Source organism: Bacillus sp. V26 (genome assembly GCF_034296245.1).
Taxonomy (GTDB): Bacteria; Bacillota; Bacilli; order Bacillales; family Bacillaceae; genus Bacillus; species Bacillus halotolerans.
Genome location: NZ_JAXKQF010000001.1, coordinates 809,570 through 829,907 on the forward strand (window position 1 = coordinate 809,570; position 20,338 = coordinate 829,907).

At 42.4% G+C, this 20,338-nt stretch carries 24 protein-coding genes, 1 pseudogene and 1 riboswitch; of the genes and pseudogenes, 17 read left to right on the forward strand and 8 right to left on the reverse strand.

Features of this window, described 5'->3' with window-relative positions:
• The first annotated feature begins 30 nt into the window (after positions 1-30).
• The 11 genes from kdgT (at position 31) to UJ203_RS04525 (ending at position 12,005) form a co-directional block, all read left to right on the forward strand.
• Positions 31-1,023, forward strand: a complete 993-nt coding sequence (gene kdgT / locus UJ203_RS04475; RefSeq protein ID WP_101860389.1) for a 2-keto-3-deoxygluconate transporter — start codon at positions 31-33, stop codon at positions 1,021-1,023.
• Positions 1,024-1,135: 112 nt separating this feature from the next.
• Positions 1,136-2,641: a carboxypeptidase M32 gene (locus tag UJ203_RS04480; RefSeq protein WP_322008695.1), complete on the forward strand. Its 1,506-nt coding sequence runs from the start codon at positions 1,136-1,138 to the stop codon at positions 2,639-2,641.
• 144 nt (positions 2,642-2,785) lie between these two features.
• Positions 2,786-2,885, forward strand: a riboswitch (purine riboswitch).
• 91 nt (positions 2,886-2,976) lie between these two features.
• A complete protein-coding gene (gene xpt, locus UJ203_RS04485; protein WP_105954979.1) occupies positions 2,977-3,561 on the forward strand; it encodes a xanthine phosphoribosyltransferase in 585 nt (194 codons plus the stop codon).
• Positions 3,558-4,874, forward strand: a complete 1,317-nt coding sequence (pbuX, locus tag UJ203_RS04490) for a xanthine permease PbuX (RefSeq protein ID WP_105991756.1) — start codon at positions 3,558-3,560, stop codon at positions 4,872-4,874. Before xpt ends, pbuX begins: the two co-directional genes overlap by 4 nt.
• Before the next feature lie 74 nt (positions 4,875-4,948).
• The gene (locus UJ203_RS04495) at positions 4,949-6,046 is read left to right on the forward strand and encodes a type III polyketide synthase (protein WP_322008696.1); all 1,098 of its coding nucleotides are present in this window, start codon (positions 4,949-4,951) and stop codon (positions 6,044-6,046) included.
• A 3-nt stretch (positions 6,047-6,049) separates the two neighbouring features.
• Complete coding sequence (locus tag UJ203_RS04500; RefSeq protein ID WP_105991758.1) at positions 6,050-6,556, forward strand: isoprenylcysteine carboxyl methyltransferase family protein; 507 nt, start codon at positions 6,050-6,052, stop codon at positions 6,554-6,556.
• Between the two features lie 70 nt (positions 6,557-6,626).
• Entirely contained in the window at positions 6,627-6,716 is a 90-nt protein-coding gene (fbpC, locus tag UJ203_RS04505) for a Fur-regulated basic protein FbpC (RefSeq protein ID WP_100069434.1), read from the forward strand.
• 178 nt (positions 6,717-6,894) lie between these two features.
• The gene (locus UJ203_RS04510; RefSeq protein WP_322008697.1) at positions 6,895-10,476 is read left to right on the forward strand and encodes a dynamin family protein; all 3,582 of its coding nucleotides are present in this window, start codon (positions 6,895-6,897) and stop codon (positions 10,474-10,476) included.
• A gap of 64 nt (positions 10,477-10,540) precedes the next feature.
• A complete protein-coding gene (locus UJ203_RS04515; RefSeq protein WP_044155446.1) occupies positions 10,541-10,798 on the forward strand; it encodes a YpbS family protein in 258 nt (85 codons plus the stop codon).
• 74 nt (positions 10,799-10,872) lie between these two features.
• On the forward strand, positions 10,873-11,019 hold the full coding sequence (locus UJ203_RS04520) for a hypothetical protein (RefSeq protein WP_003230761.1): 147 nt from the start codon (positions 10,873-10,875) through the stop codon (positions 11,017-11,019).
• 98 nt (positions 11,020-11,117) lie between these two features.
• Positions 11,118-12,005, forward strand: a complete 888-nt coding sequence (locus UJ203_RS04525) for a 5'-3' exonuclease (protein WP_322008698.1) — start codon at positions 11,118-11,120, stop codon at positions 12,003-12,005.
• Positions 12,006-12,013: 8 nt separating this feature from the next.
• Here UJ203_RS04525 and sspL read toward each other — a convergent pair whose 3' ends face one another.
• The 3 genes from sspL to UJ203_RS04540 are packed head-to-tail and all read right to left on the reverse strand — an operon-like array spanning position 12,014 to position 13,262.
• Positions 12,014-12,142: a small, acid-soluble spore protein L gene (gene sspL, locus UJ203_RS04530; protein ID WP_010334670.1), complete on the reverse strand. Its 129-nt coding sequence runs from the start codon at positions 12,140-12,142 to the stop codon at positions 12,014-12,016.
• 32 nt (positions 12,143-12,174) lie between these two features.
• The gene (locus UJ203_RS04535; protein ID WP_101864411.1) at positions 12,175-12,573 is read right to left on the reverse strand and encodes a reverse transcriptase-like protein; all 399 of its coding nucleotides are present in this window, start codon (positions 12,571-12,573) and stop codon (positions 12,175-12,177) included.
• Complete coding sequence (locus UJ203_RS04540; protein WP_024121804.1) at positions 12,573-13,262, reverse strand: queuosine precursor transporter; 690 nt, start codon at positions 13,260-13,262, stop codon at positions 12,573-12,575. The genes UJ203_RS04535 and UJ203_RS04540 overlap by 1 nt, the downstream gene beginning before the upstream one ends.
• Positions 13,263-13,344: 82 nt before the next feature.
• Between UJ203_RS04540 and UJ203_RS04545 the strand changes: the two genes are divergently transcribed.
• Positions 13,345-14,025, forward strand: coding sequence for a ribonuclease H family protein (locus UJ203_RS04545; RefSeq protein ID WP_322008699.1), 681 nt, complete (start codon positions 13,345-13,347; stop codon positions 14,023-14,025).
• Positions 14,018-14,200, forward strand: a complete 183-nt coding sequence (locus UJ203_RS04550) for a zinc-finger domain-containing protein (protein ID WP_024121802.1) — start codon at positions 14,018-14,020, stop codon at positions 14,198-14,200. Before UJ203_RS04545 ends, UJ203_RS04550 begins: the two co-directional genes overlap by 8 nt.
• 26 nt (positions 14,201-14,226) lie before the next feature.
• On the opposite strand, the gene UJ203_RS04555 is transcribed toward UJ203_RS04550, so the two are convergent.
• On the reverse strand, positions 14,227-14,496 hold the full coding sequence (locus tag UJ203_RS04555; RefSeq protein WP_322008700.1) for a DUF2564 family protein: 270 nt from the start codon (positions 14,494-14,496) through the stop codon (positions 14,227-14,229).
• 156 nt (positions 14,497-14,652) lie between these two features.
• Between UJ203_RS04555 and degR the strand changes: the two genes are divergently transcribed.
• Positions 14,653-14,835: a transcriptional regulator DegR gene (gene degR / locus UJ203_RS04560; RefSeq protein ID WP_010334663.1), complete on the forward strand. Its 183-nt coding sequence runs from the start codon at positions 14,653-14,655 to the stop codon at positions 14,833-14,835.
• Positions 14,836-14,878: 43 nt separating this feature from the next.
• Here degR and cspD read toward each other — a convergent pair whose 3' ends face one another.
• The 4 genes and pseudogenes from cspD to metA form a co-directional block, all read right to left on the reverse strand.
• Positions 14,879-15,079 carry a cold-shock protein CspD gene (cspD, locus tag UJ203_RS04565; protein ID WP_003153604.1) on the reverse strand — a complete coding sequence of 67 codons (201 nt, stop codon included), beginning with the start codon at positions 15,077-15,079 and terminating at the stop codon, positions 14,879-14,881.
• 15 nt (positions 15,080-15,094) lie between these two features.
• Positions 15,095-15,222, reverse strand: a pseudogene (locus UJ203_RS04570) (hypothetical protein).
• Between the two features lie 103 nt (positions 15,223-15,325).
• Complete coding sequence (locus tag UJ203_RS04575; protein ID WP_024121800.1) at positions 15,326-16,474, reverse strand: diglucosyl diacylglycerol synthase; 1,149 nt, start codon at positions 16,472-16,474, stop codon at positions 15,326-15,328.
• 230 nt (positions 16,475-16,704) lie between these two features.
• Entirely contained in the window at positions 16,705-17,610 is a 906-nt protein-coding gene (gene metA / locus UJ203_RS04580) for a homoserine O-acetyltransferase MetA (protein WP_024121799.1), read from the reverse strand.
• Positions 17,611-17,963: 353 nt separating this feature from the next.
• Here metA and UJ203_RS04585 point away from each other — a divergent pair, with 353 nt between their 5' ends.
• Genes UJ203_RS04585 through UJ203_RS04595 form a run of 3 tightly spaced genes read left to right on the forward strand, consistent with a single transcriptional unit; the run spans position 17,964 to position 20,273 of the window.
• Positions 17,964-18,446: a glutathione peroxidase gene (locus tag UJ203_RS04585; protein ID WP_024121798.1), complete on the forward strand. Its 483-nt coding sequence runs from the start codon at positions 17,964-17,966 to the stop codon at positions 18,444-18,446.
• A 31-nt stretch (positions 18,447-18,477) separates the two neighbouring features.
• Entirely contained in the window at positions 18,478-19,083 is a 606-nt protein-coding gene (locus UJ203_RS04590) for an HD domain-containing protein (protein ID WP_105991776.1), read from the forward strand.
• A gap of 59 nt (positions 19,084-19,142) precedes the next feature.
• Positions 19,143-20,273: a conserved virulence factor C family protein gene (locus UJ203_RS04595; RefSeq protein WP_322008704.1), complete on the forward strand. Its 1,131-nt coding sequence runs from the start codon at positions 19,143-19,145 to the stop codon at positions 20,271-20,273.
• Positions 20,274-20,338: the final 65 nt, after the last annotated feature.

Here is a 20,338-nt window from a genome sequence, read left to right on the forward strand (position 1 = left end):
TTTCCATAACCGGAGGATGGGAGAATATATATGAAAATCAAAGCGACAATTGAACGGGTACCTGGCGGAATGATGATTATTCCGCTGTTTCTGGGAGCAGCGCTTAATACGTTTGCGCCTGGAACGGCAGAGTTTTTTGGAGGGTTTACGGGTGCGCTTATTACAGGAACCCTTCCCATACTAGGCGTTTTTATCTTTTGCGTTGGAGCGACGATTGATTTCCGTTCTTCAGGCTATATTGCGAGAAAAGGGATTACCTTATTATTGGGAAAGATCGGGTTTGCGGCACTGCTCGGTGTGATTGCGGCTCAATTTATACCCGATGAAGGCATCCAATCCGGATTCTTTGCAGGTCTTTCTGTTCTAGCTATTGTTGCAGTGATGAATGAAACGAACGGCGGCCTCTATTTGGCGCTCATGAATCATATGGGCAGAAAAGAAGATGCCGGCGCATTCGCGTTTATCAGTACAGAATCTGGACCTTTTATGACCATGGTTACATTCGGTGTTACCGGACTGGCTGCTTTTCCGTGGGAAACGCTGGCGGCAACAGTCATTCCGTTTTTGCTCGGCTGCATACTTGGAAATCTTGATCATGATCTGAGAGACTTATTCAGCAAGGTAGTGCCGGCAATCATTCCGTTTTTTGCATTTTCACTTGGGAACACTTTAAATTTTGGAATGCTGATTCAGTCAGGGTTATTAGGCATTTTGGTCGGTGTCTCTGTTGTCATCTTATCCGGCGGCTCCTTGTATTTGCTTGATCGTTTCATTGCCCGGGGAGATGGTGTCGCGGGGGTGGCAGCTTCATCAACAGCGGGAGCGGCCGTCGCCGTGCCATACGCCTTAGCGGAAGCGAATTCTGCGTTTGCACCCGTTGCTGAATCTGCAACTGCAATCATTGCGACAAGCGTTATTGTCACCTCTTTGTTAACACCTCTGGCAACAGTGTGGGCGGATAAAAAAATCAATGCAAAAAAACGAAAAACACCGCCGCCAAACAATCAAATGACGATAAACTGAGTGATGAAGGCTGCCGATAACTAGACCGGCAGCCTTTTATACAAACAATTTGACTTTCAAACACCCTTCCAGTAGCCTGTAATGGAACGGCTAGAATAGGGAGGGAATGGATATGAAGATACATACATACGAAAAGGAATTTTTTGATCTTTTAAAAAGAATCTCACATTATAGTGAAGCGGTTGCATTGATGCATTGGGACTCCAGAACAGGCGCGCCGAAAAACGGCTCAGAGGACCGTGCTGAAAGCATCGGTCAGCTTTCGACAGATATATTCAATATCCAGACATCAGATCGGATGAAGGAGCTTATTGATGCGCTTTATGAACGGTTTGATGATTTGGCTGAAGATACGAAAAAGGCTGTAGAGCTGGCAAAAAAAGAGTATGAAGAAAACAAAAAAATTCCTGAAGCAGAATACAGGGAATATGTTATTCTTTGTTCAAAGGCTGAAACAGCATGGGAGGAAGCGAAAGGAAAATCTGATTTCAACTTGTTTGCCCCTTATTTGGAGGAGCTGGTCGAATACAATAAACGATTTATTGAATATTGGGGTTATGGAGAGCATCCTTATAATGCATTGCTTGATTTGTTTGAACCAGGTGTGACAGTCAAGGTGCTTGATCAGCTGTTTTCTGAGCTGAAAGAAGCGATCATTCCTCTTATCAAACAAGTGTCAGCCTCAGAGAATAAACCGGATACAAGCTTTATCAGTAAAGTGTTCCCTAAGGAAAAACAAAAAGAACTCAGCCTTTATTTCCTGCAAGAGCTCGGCTACGATTTTGACGGCGGAAGGCTTGATGAAACCGTTCATCCATTTGCGACAACAATGAACCGCGGGGATGTTCGGGTGACGACGAGATATGATGAAAAAGATTTCCGGACAGCTATTTTCGGCACAATTCATGAATGCGGTCATGCGATCTACGAGCAAAATATTGACGAAGCGCTGAGCGGGACGAATTTATCAGACGGTGCTTCAATGGGTATTCATGAATCTCAATCATTGTTTTACGAGAATTTTATTGGACGCAACAAGCATTTCTGGACACCATACTATCAGAAAATACAAGAAGCGTCTCCTGAACAGTTCGGCAACATATCGCTTGATGATTTTGTTAGGGCTGTCAACGAATCAAAACCTTCATTAATCAGAGTTGAAGCGGATGAATTGACGTATCCTTTGCATATTATTATTCGTTATGAAATTGAAAAAGCGATTTTCAGCAATGAAGTATCCGTGGAAGAACTGCCTTCACTTTGGAATCAAAAATATCAGGATTATTTAGGTATTACTCCTTCTGAGGATGCAGAGGGAATCCTGCAGGATGTTCACTGGGCGGGTGGAGATTTTGGCTACTTCCCATCGTATGCACTTGGTTATATGTATGCAGCACAGCTGAAACATAAAATGCTCGATGATCTGCCTGAATTCGATACTCTCTTGGAAAGAGGGGAGTTTCATCCGATTAAACAATGGCTGACGGAAAAAGTGCATATTCACGGAAAACGGAAAAAGCCATTAGACATTATTAAAGACGCAACAGGTGAAGAGCTGAATGTACGCTACCTGATTGATTATTTGCAAAATAAATACTCAAATCTGTATTTATCTTAATGAAAAAGCCTGGCGTCTCAAACGTCAGGCTCAATTTATTATCGAAATATTCACAAAAAACGAATGATTTTTTCAAAAAAAGAATTAAAGTTCGGAAATTTTTATTTTTGTCTATGCAAGACCTTAGAATCTTGATATAATTTTTAACAATATGATAGGAACACTCATATAATCGCGTGGATATGGCACGCAAGTTTCTACCGGGCACCTTAAATGTCCGACTATGAGTGAGCAATGAGACCGGACGTGTACGGTTTTTTGTTATTTCAGCATTGCTTGCTCTTTGTTTTGAGCGGGTAATGCTTTTTTTATTATCTAAACGGAGGTATGACAGGATGGAAGCACTGAAACGAAAAATAGAGGAAGAGGGCGTCGTTTTATCAGATCAGGTATTGAAAGTGGATGCTTTTTTAAATCATCAAATTGATCCGCTGCTCATGAAGAAAATCGGTGACGAGTTTGCCGCCAGATTTGAAAAAGACGGAGTAACAAAAATTGTTACAATCGAATCATCCGGAATTGCTCCGGCCGTAATGGCTGGTTTACAAATGGGTGTGCCAGTCGTATTCGCGAGAAAACATAAGTCTTTAACGCTCACTGACAATTTGCTGACATCGTCTGTTTATTCCTTTACGAAGCGAACAGAAAGCCAAATCGCAGTATCAGGAAATCATCTGTCAGATCAGGACCGCGTTTTGATTATTGATGACTTTTTGGCAAATGGACAAGCCGCACTTGGGCTGGTATCGATCGTACAGCAAGCTGGAGCTTCTGTCGCGGGACTTGGCATTGTCATTGAAAAATCGTTTCAGCCGGGAAGAGAAGAACTTGTGAAGCTTGGCTATCGGGTGGAATCTTTGGCAAGAATTGAATCTTTAGAAAAAGGAAAAGTATCCTTTGTACAGGAGGTTCGTTCATGAAAAACGGATTCGGCAAAACGCTGTCACTAGGGATCCAGCATGTACTCGCCATGTACGCCGGCGCCATTGTCGTTCCCCTGATTGTGGGGAAGGCGATGGGGCTGACGGCGGAGCAGCTGACCTACTTGGTGTCGATTGATATTTTTATGTGCGGTGTTGCTACACTTCTCCAAGTTTGGAGCAATCGGTTTTTCGGCATCGGGCTTCCAGTTGTGCTTGGCTGCACATTTACCGCTGTGTCACCAATGATTGCGATAGGCTCCGAATATGGGGTTTCCGCCGTTTATGGAAGTATTATCGCTTCAGGTATTCTTGTGATTCTCATTTCTTTTTTCTTTGGAAAACTGGTCTCGTTTTTTCCGCCTGTCGTTACAGGTTCTGTCGTTACCATCATTGGCATTACGCTTATGCCGGTGGCCATGAATAATATAGCCGGCGGGGAAGGCAGTCCAGACTTCGGTGATCTTTCTAATCTCGCTCTCGCTTTTATCGTTTTGAGCATCATCGTGCTTCTATACCGTTTTACAACAGGATTTATCAAGTCCATCTCCATTTTGATCGGTATTTTGATCGGGACATTTATTGCGTATTTTATGGGGAAAGTTCAGTTTGATCATGTTTCAGACGCTGCCTTTGTACAAATGATTCAGCCGTTTTATTTCGGCACACCGTCTTTTCATGCGGCCCCTATCATTACAATGTCCATCGTGGCCATCGTCAGCCTTGTGGAGTCAACGGGCGTTTACTTTGCTTTAGGCGATCTGACCAACCGCCGTCTGTCAGAAAAGGACTTATCCAGAGGATATCGTGCAGAAGGACTGGCTGTTTTGCTGGGCGGTATATTTAACGCATTTCCTTACACTGCATTTTCTCAAAACGTCGGTCTTGTCCAGCTGACAGGAATCAAGAAAAATACAGTGATTGTGGCGACAGGCGTGCTTCTAATGGCTTTTGGCCTGTTTCCCAAAATTGCTGCTTTTACGACCATCATTCCATCTGCCGTGTTAGGCGGAGCGATGGTGGCCATGTTTGGAATGGTCATTGCTTATGGCGTCAAAATGCTCAGCCGAATTGATTTTGCAAAGCAGGAAAATCTGCTGATCGTTGCCTGCTCAGTGGGGCTTGGGCTCGGTGTAACAGTTGTGCCGGACATATTTAAACAGCTTCCAAGCGCCTTAACGCTTCTTACAACAAACGGCATTGTTGCCGGCAGCTTTACAGCTGTTGTCTTGAATATGATATATAATATGTTTTCGAAAACTGAAAAAACAGAACAGAAAGCTGATGTCAATCAGCAAAAAACAGCAGTGTAAACTCCGCTTCGGCGGAGTTTTTTTTGCATATAAAAAAGAAAGTTGCGGCACAATGTATGCTAAGAGGTGATCATATGGCGTTTGTTTTGTCGATCGGGACAAGTCTTCCTGAGAATGATGTGGATCAAGAAAAGGCGGCGGAGTTTGCCAGATATATGTTTCAGCATTCCTTTAAAGATATAGAACGGCTGTTAACCTCCTTTAAAAACGGGCAAATTGAATCGAGACAATTTGTGAGACCGATTGAATGGTATAAAGAAGGGCACAGCTTCGAAGAAAAAAATCAAATTTATATAGAGGAAACACTTAGGCATAGCGTCAGTGCTGTTCAAACGTGTCTCGCAAATGCAGCCTATCTTCAAGAACCCATTCCTTATGAAAAAGTGGATGCTGTTTTTTTCGTCTCCAGCACGGGCCTTTCCACACCAAGCATTGAGGCGCGGCTGATGAATGAACTCCCGTTTTCTCCTTATACGAAGCGAATTCCGCTTTGGGGACTTGGCTGTGCAGGAGGGGCGAGCGGGCTTGCGCGCGCTGCTGAGTACTGCAAAGCGCATCCGGAAGCTTTTGTTCTAGTTATTGCAGCTGAGCTGTGCAGTCTGACATTTCAGCCTGAAGATAAAACGAAAAGCAATTTGATCGGCACATCACTTTTTGGCGACGGCATTGCAGCGGCATTATTATGCGGGGAGAAGGCGGACCGCCGGCTGACAAAGCTGCAGCTTTTGCCGAATATATCGGATTCGCAATCTGTATTGATGAAACAATCTGAAGATGTTATGGGCTGGGACTTTACCGATCAAGGTTTCAAAGTCATTTTTTCAAGGGATATTCCGACTTTGGTTGAAAAATGGCTGAAGACAAATGTCCAGGCTTTTTTGAATGGACATCAGCTTTCATTCAGCGATATTACGGTCTTTCTGGCTCATCCAGGCGGAAAAAAAGTCATTGATGCATACATTAAATGTCTTGACCTGTCACCTGAGCAGCTTGCGTCTTCGCAAACTATCCTTAAAAAACACGGAAATATGTCATCAGCCACAATTCTGTATGTAATCGACCACCATCTGCAGAACGGAAGCAAAAACGAAGCAGAACGGGGGCTGATCGGTGCATTGGGGCCGGGATTTTCATCAGAATTGCTGCTGTTCAGCTGGGGAAAGGGGGCATAACTCATGTTTTGGATGCTAATCACTGTGCTCACTGCTCAAAGAGTAGCGGAAATGGCTGTAGCGAGACGAAACGAACAAAAGGTGAAAAAACAAGGGGCGATTGAATGCGGAGAGGGTCATTATCCGTATATCATCACCATGCACATTCTTTTTTTTCTGTCTTTAATTGCCGAAGTACTGCTGCTGCACAAACAGCCTTCAAACTGGTGGTCAGGCATAGCAGCGGCTATATTGGCAGTACAGGCGATTCGATATTGGGCGCTTTGTTCTTTGGGGGCATACTGGAATACAAAAATTCTTGTTGTTCCGGGTGCTGAACTTGTCAAAAAAGGGCCTTACAAATGGCTGAAGCACCCAAACTATACGGTTGTCGTATTAGAAATCATCCTGATTCCGCTCTTGTATCAAGCGTACTTTACCATGTGTCTGTTTTCACTTTTAAATGCCGTTATGCTGTCTGTCAGAATACGTGCAGAGGAGCAAGCATTACGAGAATATACAGCAAAATAGAGATTGAATATCATTCTCATCCATGTTAGAATGAACTTGAAAAAGATTCTCAATCAGGATGGTGAAGCAAATGACAATGCTGTTTTTGCTTGGGGCAGTTTGTACATATAGTGTATTAATTGGTTTTGTATTGAAAGGAATCTCTAATAAATCTGTTTAAAGAATCTGGAACTTGTAAAAAAGTTGCAGATTTTCTTTTATAGAAGCTGCCGTCTTCGGCAGCTTTTTTCTATTCTCTTAAAGAAATTTGGGTCATTCTTGTGTAAAATGGAAGTGGGATTTATTCAGATCTTTCAAAAAAGATTCATAATTGAAACGGCACAAAGGGGTTCAGACTTATGACAGAACGCAGCAGACAAGAACTTTTGTACAAAACTGGGGCACTTTATGAACAATTGGTTGAGAACCAGGATGAAAAAAGGGCGGCTAAACTGGCTTCGGTTGTTAAGAAAGCCGCAGATGAAGAAATTTATATCGCGTTTACAGGGCATTATTCAGCGGGGAAATCGTCATTGCTGAACTGCCTGTTAATGGAGAATATTCTGCCGACAAGTCCAATTCCGACCAGCGCCAACCTTGTTGTGATCAGAAACGGAGAAAAGCGTGTTCGTCTTCATACAACAGACGGAGCGTGTGCGGAGCTGGAGGGTGCCTATCATAAAGACAAGGTGCAGCAATATTGCAAGGATGGGGAGCAGATTGAAACCGTAGAAATTTTTGACCGGTATACTGAAATCGAACCAGGAGTTGCGTATATTGATACCCCTGGGATTGACTCAACAGATGAGGCTCATTTTTTATCGGCGGCATCTATTCTTCACCAGGCAGATGCGCTGTTTTACGTCGTTCACTATAACCATGTCCACTCAGAGGAAAATGTACTGTTTCTTAGGTCAATCAAAGACAGTATTCCGAATGTCTATTTTATCGTTAATCAAATTGACAGACATGATGAGACCGAGACACGCTTTGAAGATTACAAAGCGCAAGTGGAGGAGATGCTTTGTCAAGAAGGCATTCCAAAGGATGCACTCTTTTTTACGTCGGTGACGGAACCGAATCACCCATTCAATCAAATCGGTATCCTGCGAAAAGAGTTAAAAAGAATTGAACAGCAGTCAAAAAGAAATTTGCATTCCATTACTGAACAAAAAGTACAGAATTTACTGAGAGAGCACACAGAGATGCTCATGAAAGAGGATACGGACAGTCCAAGTTCTGGAGAACAGCTTGAAAAACAAGCACGGCTGGTGGATTCGCTGCAGCTTCAATCAACCGAAGCAGCAAATAAACCGATTGAGGCAGAAAGTACGATGCAGGAGGAAGTCAATCGAATTTTAAGAAACGCTAATTTGACGCCTTTTGAAATGCGTGAACTGGCAGCAGCTTACTTAGAATCACGTGAGCCCTCTTTTAAGACCGGTTTTTTCTTTTCTAAAGCAAAGACTGCACAGGAAAGAGAAAAAAGGAGAAATGAGTTTTTCTCTGATGTGAAAAAAAGAACGGAAGCTGAAGCGGATTGGCATATCATAGATATTTTGCATAAACTCGCCAAGGGATTTGGTATTCAATCAGCTGAAAGTGAAAAGCTGATCCAGGCTTATCGCACGCCGCTTCATATTGATATTATTGAACGCGCAGTCAAGCAAGGTGCAGCATTTTCTTCTGAATATGTCTTGCAATATGCAAAAGATTTGGCAGAGCTGATCCGTAAAGAGGCGAAAGCTGAAGCGTCAGACATCATCAAGACACTTACCGCCACGGTAAAAGAGAGTACTTCTATAGTACAGGAATCGATCACTGGCCGGCTCGCGCAGGAATCGGAAAAGCTGGCTTATCTTCAGGAACAGGCCAGTCATGAACAACATGTTCGTGAGAAAGCCGACCGGATGTGGGCGATCTGGGAAGAGAAGCCTGCAAGCCCAATAAACATAGATCCGGACTGGTTTAAAACGAAGAAAAAAAAGGTCGAGGCTCCAGAACAGAAACAAAGCCAAGCACAGCATACAAAGCAGCAGACGCTAAAAACAGAAGTGAAAAGCGGGAAAGAGCTGCCGCTTCAAGATCAGATAAAACGCTTTTACACACTGTCTGATCTATTGGGCGGATATCGTATGCTGTCCAAACAAACCTCAGCTTTTCGTGAAAGGATTAAAAGGCTGCAAGACCGAAAATTTACACTTGCTCTATTTGGCGGATTCAGTTCAGGAAAATCCTCATTTGCCAATGCGTTGGTTGGTGAAAGAGTGCTGCCGTCATCACCGACACCGACAACAGCAACGATTAACAAAATAACGAAACCGGTAAACGGCAAATCCCATAAAACAGCGGATGTCATTTTTAAGACGGAGGATGACATAACGGCTGAAATCATGCAGCTCACAGGAATGCAAGAGGAACCACAAGGACGGTCATTTGCGGAAAAGTGGAAAAAGGCTATCAAAAAAGAGCGTCTGCTAGAAGAACAAATCAACATGATCAGTCATTTCCTGCTTGCATATGAAAAATATCAGCAATATATTCAGGCCCAAAAGATATTAACGATTCCGCTCTCCGAATTAAAACCGTATGTAGCTGAGGAGACAACGGCTTGTGCTGTAAAGGAAGTGACTGTTTATTATAAATGCCCGCTGACTGAAAAAGGGATTACGATCGTTGATACACCTGGAGCCAGCAGTCTGAATAAACGGCATACAGAACTTGCGTTTCAATATATCAAGGATGCCGATGCGTTTTTTTACATGACTTATTATCAGCATTCTTTCTCGAAAGGAGACCGCTCATTTTTACGGAAGCTGGGACTCGTGAAAGAATCGCTCAGCATGGATAAAATGTTTTTTGTCATTAATGCCGCTGATCTTGCGAAAGATAAAGCAGAGCTCGAAACGGTCACGGATTATGTCAGATCAGAGCTTTTAAAAGAAGGAATACATGGTCCGCAGCTCTTTTACGTGTCAAGTAAAGAAGAGCTCTTAGGAAAACCGGAAACATATCATAATCAGTTCTCAAAAGTAAGAGCACATTTAGACCAGTTTATTGAGGTCGATGTAAAGAAAGCGGCTGCGGCACAGCTTAGCTCAGAAGCAGACAAACTATGTGAGACGGTCTTACAGCTTCATCAATCACAGCATCAGTCCAAAGAAGAAAAGGAAGCGCAAAAACAGCGCCTTCTGTTATCGTTTGAGCGGGCAGCTGCTGATATCAAGGAACGCCGCAATTCAGAAACCATTATTGAGAAAGTAAAAAAGGATACAAGGGAGCAGCTTTATCATATTACACAGCGTTTGTCCTTTTTTGCGAATGATTTGTTAAAATCAGCATTTCATCCGGGTCTTCAAAATGGAGATTGGAAAAAGAATATCAATGCGGCGATGAAAAGCGCATTACATGATTATCAATTTGAATATATTCAGGAGATCAAAACGCTCGACATTCGAATGAGCGGTTTCATCGAACGGCATATCACTGAAGAATGGCTGGAAAGCTGTCAAAAAACATTGGATGAAGACGGATATTTCTCCATTTATTCGGATGATCAGCTTTCTAACAGCATACAGCTCAAAGAAGTTGAACCTGAGATCGATGAACGTGCCTTTGAACAGGAGCAAAAACAAATCAAATCTCCGAAGCAGTTTTTTGAACAGAAAGGAAAAGCAGGCTTCATTGAAGCAGTGCGGACGAAGCTTATGAAAATAACGGAGGCCTGGATTAAAAGTGAAGAAGAAAGCCTTATATCTCATTATGCTGAATATGTCAGACACCAGCAGTATGGAATGGCGGAAAAAGCATTGGCGCAAATAGAGGGCCAAAGAGATACGTATGCAGAAGGATACGCAGAAGGGGAACATGTGAAAGAGATAGAAGATGCATATCAAGCATGTATTTCTTGGCAGAGAACAGGCGATACAATCAAAATGTAAAAATTCAGTTGGCTTGCATTTCAAGTCATGTTAGACTAAATAGAAAAAGCGAGATGAACGATTGATGTCAGAGGTACATAAAGCAATTTCTGCACATTCTGCAAAACAGCACGAGCATATTAAAACATTTATGCAGCTTGAACACCTTCGTGAAATGGCGATTGAAGAAGCTGTTGCTAAATGCAAAAACGATGAGCCATTTTCAACAGATGCCATTAATGAAATTACAGAAAAGATGAATCAGTTGGCCAAGAAAGGCATCGTGCCGACTAGACGTCTGGTATCAAAAGAAATGGTCAAAGAATACGTCAGCCGCACATAAGCTGGATGATCCTGCCTCGAGTGCAAATCCTCCGTTACGCGCATACTATATGTATCCGACGTAAGGGGGGATTTATGTTGGGCAGAACAAAGCTGGGTAACAGAAATGCACAGGCCAATAACAATGCCAAAAAGAAAAACGGGTTTCAAACCCATTTCGACTCTTACGCAGGACGCGAAGCTGAAAAGCTGATTGCTAGCAATAAAAGACACAACGATTAATTTAACCGCAAAACAGTATCTCTATACAGAGATGCTGTTTTTTATTTTCGCGGCACTTATGGTAAAATAGATCGACTGATAGAAAAAGGAGTTATCATATGAAAAATAAATTATTGCTTGTTGACGGCATGGCTCTATTATTCAGGGCATTTTTCGCCACAGCCGTGCATCGCAACTTTATGATAAATGACAGCGGGGTTCCGACAAACGGCGTTAACGGATTTTTGAAGCATTTAATCACAGCCGTGGAAACATTTCAGCCTACACATGTTGTATGCTGCTGGGACATGGGCAGCAAAACGTACCGGAATGATCTGTTTCAGGATTATAAGGCGAACCGAAGCCAGCCGCCGGTTGAGCTGATCCCGCAATTTGATCTGGCAAAGGAAGCGGCCGCTGAACTTGGCATCATGAATATTGGCCTTGCCGGGTACGAAGCGGATGATTGTATTGGAACACTTGCAGCTTTGTTTTCTGAAGAAACGGATATTACGATCGTAACAGGCGACAGGGATTTACTTCAGCTGTTAACGGACGAAGTAAGCGTTGCGCTGCTTCAAAAAGGAATCGGCAATTATAAAAAGTATACAAAAGATGTATTTTACGAAGAAACAGGTGTCCTGCCCAAGGCTTTAATTGACATCAAAGCGCTGATGGGCGATTCCAGTGATAATTATCCCGGAGTAAAAGGCATTGGAGAAAAAACCGCGTATAAACTGATTCGTGAATACGAAACAATTGACCGCTTGCTGGAGAATCTGTCTCTTCTTCCAAAGGGACAGCAGGGGAAAATTCAGCAAGGTTTAAGCGACCTGGAAATTTCGAGGAAGCTTGCTGAGATTAACTGCTCTGTGCCGTTAGCCTGTACGCTGACAGAAGCCGTTTTTACATTGAATATGGAGCAGGCGGCTGTCATGCTTCGCCGCCATCAGATCAAAGGAATAGAGCGTATGCTTGAAAAACTGAACGCTAGAGAGATCGTTTAAGATCTTCTCTAGCGTTTTGTATTGCTTTTTTTAGCTCTTTCCTCAAGCTCTGTTTTAGGGTCATTATGTGTATTTCCTTCTAAATCGCCTTGCGGGGAAACACCGCCGGTCAGCCGGCCCTTATCTTTCTTTTTCATGTTTGTTCACCTCATCAATAGCATGAACCATTCTAATTCTTATCATTCATCCGAATCGCTTCTTTTGCCAGCTGGTCGGCTTTTTGGTTTTGCTTTCCCGGTATCCATTTGATGAAAAAAAGAGGGAAGGCCATTTTTAATCGGGTGATCTCTTCGACAAACGACTGAAACGCTTTATTTTTCACGATTTCAAGATCGGCTGCGCGTTCCACGATATCCGAGTCAGTTCGAAAGGAGACCGATTGATACCCGCGCGCTGCACACAGTTTCATGCCTTCAATTAACGCCAGAAATTCCGCTTCCTGATTGGTATGCATTCCAATTGGAATCGAGAAAGATTCTGCTTTTCCTTCATGTTTGATAAAAATGCCGATGCCGGAAGGCCCTGGATTACCGGCGCTCGCTCCGTCAACATATATTTCTGTAGGCATCATGTACTCCTTTCGTCACTCGGAATCATTTTTTTCGCCGCATAAGCATATGGCAGCGAAATCAGAGAAACCGCAAACTTAATCAAATATGTAGAAATAAAAATATGAAGCCAAACATCCGCCGGATATGTGCCAAAAAAAGCGACTCCGGTAAAAATGAATGTATCAAACAGCTGGCTGACTGCTGTACTGCCGCCGTTTCTCAGCCATAGAAGCCGATCGGAAGGAAATATCCTTCTAATTGCCGAATATACATAAACATCCAGTGTTTGGCTGAAGATAAAGGCAAGCAGACTTCCCAAAGCAACTCTCGGGAGAAAACCGAAAATCGTTTCCAGCGCTGTTTGTGAAATATCGCTCGAAGCGGGTTCGAAAAGCAGAACGCCCTGCATAACAAAAGTCAGTGTCAGGAGAGTCGAAAACCCGAGCCATACAGCTTTTCTCGCTTCAGCTGGCCCATATTTTTCATTCAGCACATCTGTAGCAAAAAAGATTGTGCCGTACATCACATTCCCGAGCGTTGCTGTTAAGCCAAACAGCTCAACCGTTTTGACGACTTGAAGGTTGGCACAGACTGTTGCAAAGCCGATCCACACAAATAAACCCATTTTGCCAAATCCTTTATAAAATAAAAGAACAATGATAAAATGAATGATCGCAAAAAAGATCCAAAAAGAGTTATTAAACAAAATGAAGAAGCTTCCTTTCCGGGTTAAGAATGGTTTGATTATAGCACAAGCCCGGCAACTAATGAATGGTAAGGTGATTATATTGAATCTCAGACCGCACATGAAAATAGAAGCAAAAGGGACGGGGCCTGTCTCGTTTTTGGGCGAAAACTGGCTGACTGTTCAGGAAGCGCGTATGCTCGCGAGGGAACTCGGTCGTTTTCCTTATATGAAGGAATTTGAATTCGAAGATGAGAAGGGCGGCGTCTGGACGCTGAAGGAATTAGAAAAGCTGACTGAGGAGCTTGCGCATGAACCTGATGACATTACCGTTTATTTTGACGGCAGTTTCGATAAGGAAAGCCAGCTGGCCGGGCTCGGAATCGTCATTTATTATACATTGGGAAGGACGCGCCATCGCTTAAGAAAAAATAAAAGCTTCCGTCTGAAAACCAATAACGAAGCTGAATATGCCGCTCTTTATGAAGCGATAAGAGAAGTAAGAGAGCTCGGAGCTAGCAGAAATTCAATCACGATCAGAGGGGACTCTCTTGTTGTGCTGAACCAGCTTGACGGCAGCTGGCCTTGCTATGATCCCTCCCATAATGAATGGCTGGATAAAATAGAAGCGCTTCTTGAGTCATTAAAGCTGAGTCCGACATACGAAACGATACAGCGAAAAGAAAATCAGGAAGCTGATGGCCTCGCAAAAAAAATCCTATCTCATCAATTCATAGAAAGCCACATGAAATTAGACTGTAACGGAGATGACAATATTGGATAAGAAAGCTATATATAAGGAACTGACAGAACTGCAAGATGAATATTGCAAAGACTGTTTTATTAAGAAGCAGTTTCGCAAGGAATTTGGCAAAACATATGCACATTCATTTTGTATCAATAAATGTACAGTGGGGGAAAAGCTTAAATCATATGGAGATGTCTTAACCAAGCACTAAAAAATAAAACCGCAGCTTCTGCGGTTTTATTTTTTAAATTCATCCAGCTGATGCTGGCAGGCATCTAACAGCTGCTGTTGCTGCTGTACAAATTCAGGATCATCAAGAGCTGCCAGTTCTTGAGACAGTGAAAGCTCTCTGGCGTCCTCGATGGCTTGGTATGCGGAATTGAGTAATGTTGAGCTTCGGCCTCTTGTGGCGGCGCCGGTCGTTTTCTGCGCTGTTTCCACCGCTAGCTCCAGCTGCCGTTTATCGGTAAATCCAGTCTGCTCCTCTTCATGAAATTCTGATTTCACAAAAAAACACCTCCGCAACTATTTTGCAGAGTTTTTTAAAATTTATGTGCCAAAATAGAAAATAAAATAAAAAATAAGCCGATATAACTATTGAACCTGAATGAGTAGGTCTGTTTTACTATTTGAGGTATCTTGGTAGAGAAGGGGAGCACAGCTATGGATGATAAAGACTTAAAATCGATCCTTCACAAAACATTTATAGAAATATACAATGATTTAGAAGAACTTGCGGATATTGCGAAAAAAGGAAAGCCGTCAATGGAAAAGCATATTGAAGAGATTGAGCAGAGGTGCAAACAAAACATTTTAGCGATCGAAATTCAGATGAAAATCAAATAGGAGAGGCATTTGCCTCTCCTCTATTTGTCAACTTATATTGAGTTTAGAGTTTTACAACATTAGAAGCTTGAGGTCCACGATTACCTTCGACAATTTCAAAAGAAACTTCTTGTCCTTCTTCTAATGATTTGTATCCTTCTCCTTCGATAGCTGTGAAGTGAACAAATACATCGTCTCCGCCTTCAACTTCAATGAAGCCGAATCCTTTTTCGTTGTTGAACCATTTTACTTTACCGTTTTGCATATTGCTTAATTCCTCCTAGTACTGTAGCACCCATGTGCTAAAAAAAATTTTGTATCATTTAACTTCGTTTTGTTGTTAAATGATGGTTCAACTATACACCATCTGGCAGCACGCGTCAAGTTGCGAAACTGCTTATTTTTCAAAAAAAGGGCAAGTTTCTCAAAAAAATGTAACCGCTTTTACGAAAAGATGAATGCGAATAAAAAAGAGCACACGATTTTTCGTGTGCTCCTGCAAGAACATCAGTTAAGAAAGCGCCTTGGCTTTTTGTTTGGTCGTCATCATTTCTGATTCCTTCAAAATATCCTCCAAAATCACTTCAGAGGAGTGTGCCAAATGAAGACTCTTAATGTTTTTCTTCATTCGCTGTAAGGTATCTTCATCTGAAAGAAGGGAAGTGACAGACTCGAGAATCTCTTCATGCCGGTTCACGACAATGGCAGCTCCGCGGTCCTCAAAGAAATTTGCGTTTTCTTTTTCTTGTCCGGGTACTGGTTTGTACAGAATGACAGGCACGCCGATAGCAGTGGCTTCTGTCAAAGTAATGCCGCCTGGTTTTGTAATCATGCAATCTGTGACCCGGAAGAGCTCGTCAATTCGCTCTACATAGCCGAGAACCTTTAAGTTATCGCTGTTTTCTGCTTCAAGTATGCTCAAGGATTCTTTTAAAGCCGTATTTTTTCCGCATACGACCACCACTTGCACCTGATCATCCATAACAAGGTTTTCGCACAGCTCTTTTACATTCTTTAATACACCGTGTGCGCCAGCCATGATGAGCAGCACTTTTTTATCAGGCGAAAGATCGTACTTTTTATAAATCGGCTCAACCGGCAGCGATTCTTCAAATTGAGGCCTGATCGGAATTCCCGTAATTTTCACGTTGCTGGGATGGGTCCCGATCTCAATCAGTTTTTCCTTCACATAATCTGTCGCCACATAATATTTATCCACATTTTCGTGAACCCAAATTTTATGAAGACAAAAATCAGTCATGACGTTGAAGGTAGGAATAACTCTTCCTGTTCTCCGTCTGTATTCGGGTACGACGATCATCGGAAATGTATTAATAATGATGTCGGGCTGATGTTCATCGACAAGTTCGCCCAATCGTTTATTTCCCATTTTAAAGTAAATATTAAATTTACGTTTATTATAGATTTTGTCAACTCCGTAATAAAACAAACGATAAAACTGTTTTCCGATTGAGAAGCTTTTTAAATAAAGGTACTGAGTTACCTCTGAAACAATCGGATTTGACTCTTGATACAAATTAGAAACTGTTACATGCTGAAAGCCGAGACGTACACATTGTTCATAAAGCGTTTTGGCTACCTGTACATGTCCATTTCCGTAATTTGCAGTCAAAATTAATACTCTTTTATTGGTATTCAAGTAAATTCACCTCAATGTAATCAACAACAAGCAAGCTTCATGCATCGTAAGGAGTTATTGTCTATACATAAACATAACACAAATACATAATCGAATTATTAATGCAGTGAAAAAATTAAGCTAATTTTAAAAGATTCGGATTCCAGTATTTTTAATTTTTGTTATACGCATACTGAATCAGATGTATTTTATCATATTTTTTGCTCAGCGTATCACTTTAAAAAGAAAAATTAGTCCCATTCATAAGGAGTTTCTTGGTAAACATAATAATTAAGCCAGTTCATAAACAATAATGTCGCATGTGCTTTCCAGCGATTGACAGGTTCTTTGCTGTCTTCTGCGAAATAATGTTTCGGCGCCTCGACAGTCGAAAGGTTTCGTTCCAGATCTCTTTCATACTCTTGAAGCAGCGTATTTGTATCATATTCAGGGTGTCCTGTTAAAAAGACTTGTTTTTCGTCTTTTGATACAATTAAGCAAACCCCAGCTTCCTTTGATGCAGTAAGAATGTTTAACTCGGGCACTGCTTGCAGTTGTTCCATATTTATATCTGTATGCCGGGAATGCGGCACGTAGTATAGCTCGTCAAAACCTCTTACCAATCTTTCGTGCTTGGAAAGAACAGTATGTTCAAACACACCAAAGATTTTTTTCGGCATTTCAGTTTTTTCCACGCCGTAATGATAATACAAACCTGCCTGAGCACCCCAGCAAATATGCAAGGTTGACGTGACATTCGTTTTGCTCCATTCCATAATCTCTTTGAGCTCTTCCCAATAAGAAACATCTTCAAACGCCAAATGCTCGATCGGCGCACCGGTGATGATCATGCCGTCAAATTTCTTATGACGGATATTGGAGAATGTCGTATAAAACTCATCAAGGTGTTCCCTTGCTGTATTTTTCGGTGTATGAGTGCTTGGGATTAAAAATGTAAAATGAACCTGCAAAGGCGAATTCCCAAGCAGTCTGAGCAGCTGAGTTTCCGTTTGGATTTTTTTCGGCATTAAATTTAAAATAATAATTTTCTGCGGCCGGATATCCTGATGAAATGCTCTGCTTTCATCCATTACAAAGATATGTTCACTCTCAAGCACCTGTTTTGCCGGCAGGTGTGTAGGTATATTAATAGGCAACGTGCCACCTCCATCATTTCCCCGTTAATTTTCTTCATTATAGGAATTTTCCCGCCAATTTTCAATCTATCTATAAGGGTTTGAAGGGGAACAGCAGAAAATACTATATAATAAACGCAAACATATGACTTTTGGTTTCACTGTAATGAGTTTTCCAGGTGTCATGCAATAAATAGAATAATAGCTCCTTCTCAAGAGATGTTTCTGTTCATAAACAAATGATCCGATGAGGGAAGAACATCCGTTAAACACGATGTCTGTACAATTGATAAACCTAGAGCTTCCGTTTTGTTTTGAAACAGGAAAAAAGGTAAAATAATCACAGCACTCAGGTTCATTAGGAGGGAATTTCAATGTCTATATACAATATGAGGGTCCGCACCATTACAGGCAAAGACATGACACTTCAGCCATTTGCCGGAAAGGTGTTGTTGATTGTTAACACAGCCAGTAAATGCGGTTTTACTCCTCAATTTAAGCAGCTTCAGGAGTTGTATGATACATACCAGCCGGAGGGCCTGGAGATTTTAGGGTTTCCCTGCAATCAATTTATGAATCAGGAGCCTGACGACGAGGAAGGCATACAGGAATTTTGCGAAACAAATTACGGTGTGACGTTTCCCATGTTTTCAAAAGTCGAGGTGAATGGAAAAAATGCCCACCCGCTTTTTGCGTATTTGACAGACAATGCGAAAGGTATGCTTGGAACAAAGGCAATCAAATGGAATTTCACTAAATTTGTAGTGGACAGAAACGGAGAAATAGCCGGACGCTATTCACCAAACACAAATCCGAAAGAACTGGAAGACGTTATTGCGAAGTTATTAGGACAATAAAGAGGGTGTTTTGGTGCGGGATCGAAAACTGATGCAGACAGAGCAAATCAGGACATGGGTCAAATCTGTTCTGAGCGGGGAAAGCACGGGTCATGATTGGCTCCATGTGTCAAGAGTTGCAGAGCTTGCTTTATATATTGGAAAAAAGGAAAATGCGGATTTGTTCGTCGTTGAAGCGGCAGCCTTGGTTCATGATTTGATTGATGTGAAGCTGCCTGACGCAATCAGGCTTTCAGTCAGTGAGGTGGACGAACGGCTGGTTTCTTTAGGAGCCGGAAAAGATGAGGCTGAAAGAATTATTCACATTATTACAAGAATGTCCTTTCGGGACAGGGAAAAGCTCGGAAAAGAACCGCTTTCACTTGAGGGGAAAATCGTACAGGATGCTGACAGGCTGGATGCAATCGGCGCAGTTGGTATAGCACGGACGTTTATGTTTGCGGGAGCAAAGGGACATAGCCTATATGGAAATGATAAGAGTGCCTATGCCCACTTTTTCAGCAAGCTGCTGCTCCTAAAAGATATGATGAATACAGATACCGCAAGAGAAATGGCTGACGAGAGGCATAAATTTATGCTTCATTTTGTCAGTCAATTAGAAAAAGAAATTCCCGGAATTGATATTGAAACATCGTAATAGAAGGCGCGGGGCGACTATGTTAGAATAAGTCACAGATAGGCTATAGGAGGACAATCATGAAGATAAAATCAATTGAACCGACGCCAAGCCCGAATACAATGAAGGTCATCTTAACGGAAGAGCTTCCGGCGGGCAAAAGCAATAATTATAAACCGGATCAGGCAGAAGGCGCCCCGCCTGTTGTCGTGGAAATCCTAAATATTGAAGGAGTTAAAGGGGTATATCACGTTGCCGACTTTCTTGCGGTTGAACGGAACGCCAGATATGACTGGAAAGACATTTTACCGCAAGTCCGGACGGCATTTGGAATGGAGAGCGCTGAGAGTGCAAAAAACCGCTCGGATCAGGAGTCATTTGGAGAAGTGAAAGTTTTTGTGCAGATGTTCAGCGAAATTCCTATGCAAGTCAAATTGACAGATGGTGAGCGTGAAGAGCGGTTCGGGCTTCCTGACCGTTTTCAGCAGGCGATCTTAAAACTCAGATCTGAAGCGTCAAATGTTGTGTTTGAACGAGCTTGGAAAGAACAAGGCGTCAGATTCGGCGATTTTACTGAAATCGGCCATGACGTGACAGAAGAGCTTCAGGCCGCTTACAGTGATGAAAGGCTGAAACGGCTAACGGAAGCAGCGGCCCAAGGTAAAGGCGAAACGAAACAAACGGCACAGCGCAAAACCTATAAAGTAACGCTTGACATGCTGGATGATGAGGACTGGAAGCAGCGATACGCACACTTGGAGCAGATGGATCCGAAAGAAGAGGACATCCCCGTTTTGCAAAAAGCATTGGATGATCCAAAGGTGTCCATTAGAAGACAGGCTGTTGTGTATTTGGGAATGATTGAATCACCTGGTGTTCTTCCTCTATTGTATAAGGCGCTTGAGGATAAGTCTGTATCGGTGAGAAGGACGGCTGGAGACTGCCTGTCTGATATCGGCGACCCTCAAGCCATCCCTGCGATGATAAAATCGTTAAGCGACTCAAGCAAGCTGGTCCGCTGGCGCGCCGCTATGTTCCTATACGAAGTCGGTGATGAAAGTGCAATAGAAGCTTTGCGGGCTGCTGAAGATGATCCGGAATTCGAAGTCAGCCTTCAAGTGAAAATGGCGCTGGAACGAATCGAGCATGGGGAAGAGGCAAAAGGTTCAGTCTGGAAACAAATGACAGAGAGCAGAAAAAAAGGCGAATAAAAAAGAAGATGAAGGTGCAGATCATGCACCTTTTTTGTTTGAATTCACTTTTTATAAAAATTATT

Excerpts from the sequence above, each read along its gene's own strand:
- pbuX (WP_105991756.1), top strand. The coding sequence starts at position 3,558 with ATGAAAAACGGATTCGGCAAAACGCTGTCACTAGGGATCCAGCATGTA.
- cspD (WP_003153604.1), bottom strand. The coding sequence starts at position 15,079 with ATGCAAAACGGTAAAGTAAAATGGTTCAACAACGAAAAAGGATTCGGC.
- UJ203_RS04525 (WP_322008698.1), top strand. The coding sequence starts at position 11,118 with ATGAAAAATAAATTATTGCTTGTTGACGGCATGGCTCTATTATTCAGG.
- fbpC (WP_100069434.1), top strand. The coding sequence starts at position 6,627 with ATGACAATGCTGTTTTTGCTTGGGGCAGTTTGTACATATAGTGTATTA.
- UJ203_RS04585 (WP_024121798.1), top strand. The coding sequence starts at position 17,964 with ATGTCTATATACAATATGAGGGTCCGCACCATTACAGGCAAAGACATG.
- kdgT (WP_101860389.1), top strand. The coding sequence starts at position 31 with ATGAAAATCAAAGCGACAATTGAACGGGTACCTGGCGGAATGATGATT.
- UJ203_RS04515 (WP_044155446.1), top strand. The coding sequence starts at position 10,541 with ATGTCAGAGGTACATAAAGCAATTTCTGCACATTCTGCAAAACAGCAC.
- UJ203_RS04535 (WP_101864411.1), bottom strand. The coding sequence starts at position 12,573 with ATGCCTACAGAAATATATGTTGACGGAGCGAGCGCCGGTAATCCAGGG.
- degR (WP_010334663.1), top strand. The coding sequence starts at position 14,653 with ATGGATGATAAAGACTTAAAATCGATCCTTCACAAAACATTTATAGAA.
- UJ203_RS04480 (WP_322008695.1), top strand. The coding sequence starts at position 1,136 with ATGAAGATACATACATACGAAAAGGAATTTTTTGATCTTTTAAAAAGA.
- UJ203_RS04495 (WP_322008696.1), top strand. The coding sequence starts at position 4,949 with ATGGCGTTTGTTTTGTCGATCGGGACAAGTCTTCCTGAGAATGATGTG.
- UJ203_RS04595 (WP_322008704.1), top strand. The coding sequence starts at position 19,143 with ATGAAGATAAAATCAATTGAACCGACGCCAAGCCCGAATACAATGAAG.
- UJ203_RS04500 (WP_105991758.1), top strand. The coding sequence starts at position 6,050 with ATGTTTTGGATGCTAATCACTGTGCTCACTGCTCAAAGAGTAGCGGAA.
- UJ203_RS04590 (WP_105991776.1), top strand. The coding sequence starts at position 18,478 with ATGCAGACAGAGCAAATCAGGACATGGGTCAAATCTGTTCTGAGCGGG.
- UJ203_RS04510 (WP_322008697.1), top strand. The coding sequence starts at position 6,895 with ATGACAGAACGCAGCAGACAAGAACTTTTGTACAAAACTGGGGCACTT.
- xpt (WP_105954979.1), top strand. The coding sequence starts at position 2,977 with ATGGAAGCACTGAAACGAAAAATAGAGGAAGAGGGCGTCGTTTTATCA.
- sspL (WP_010334670.1), bottom strand. The coding sequence starts at position 12,142 with ATGAAAAAGAAAGATAAGGGCCGGCTGACCGGCGGTGTTTCCCCGCAA.
- UJ203_RS04520 (WP_003230761.1), top strand. The coding sequence starts at position 10,873 with ATGTTGGGCAGAACAAAGCTGGGTAACAGAAATGCACAGGCCAATAAC.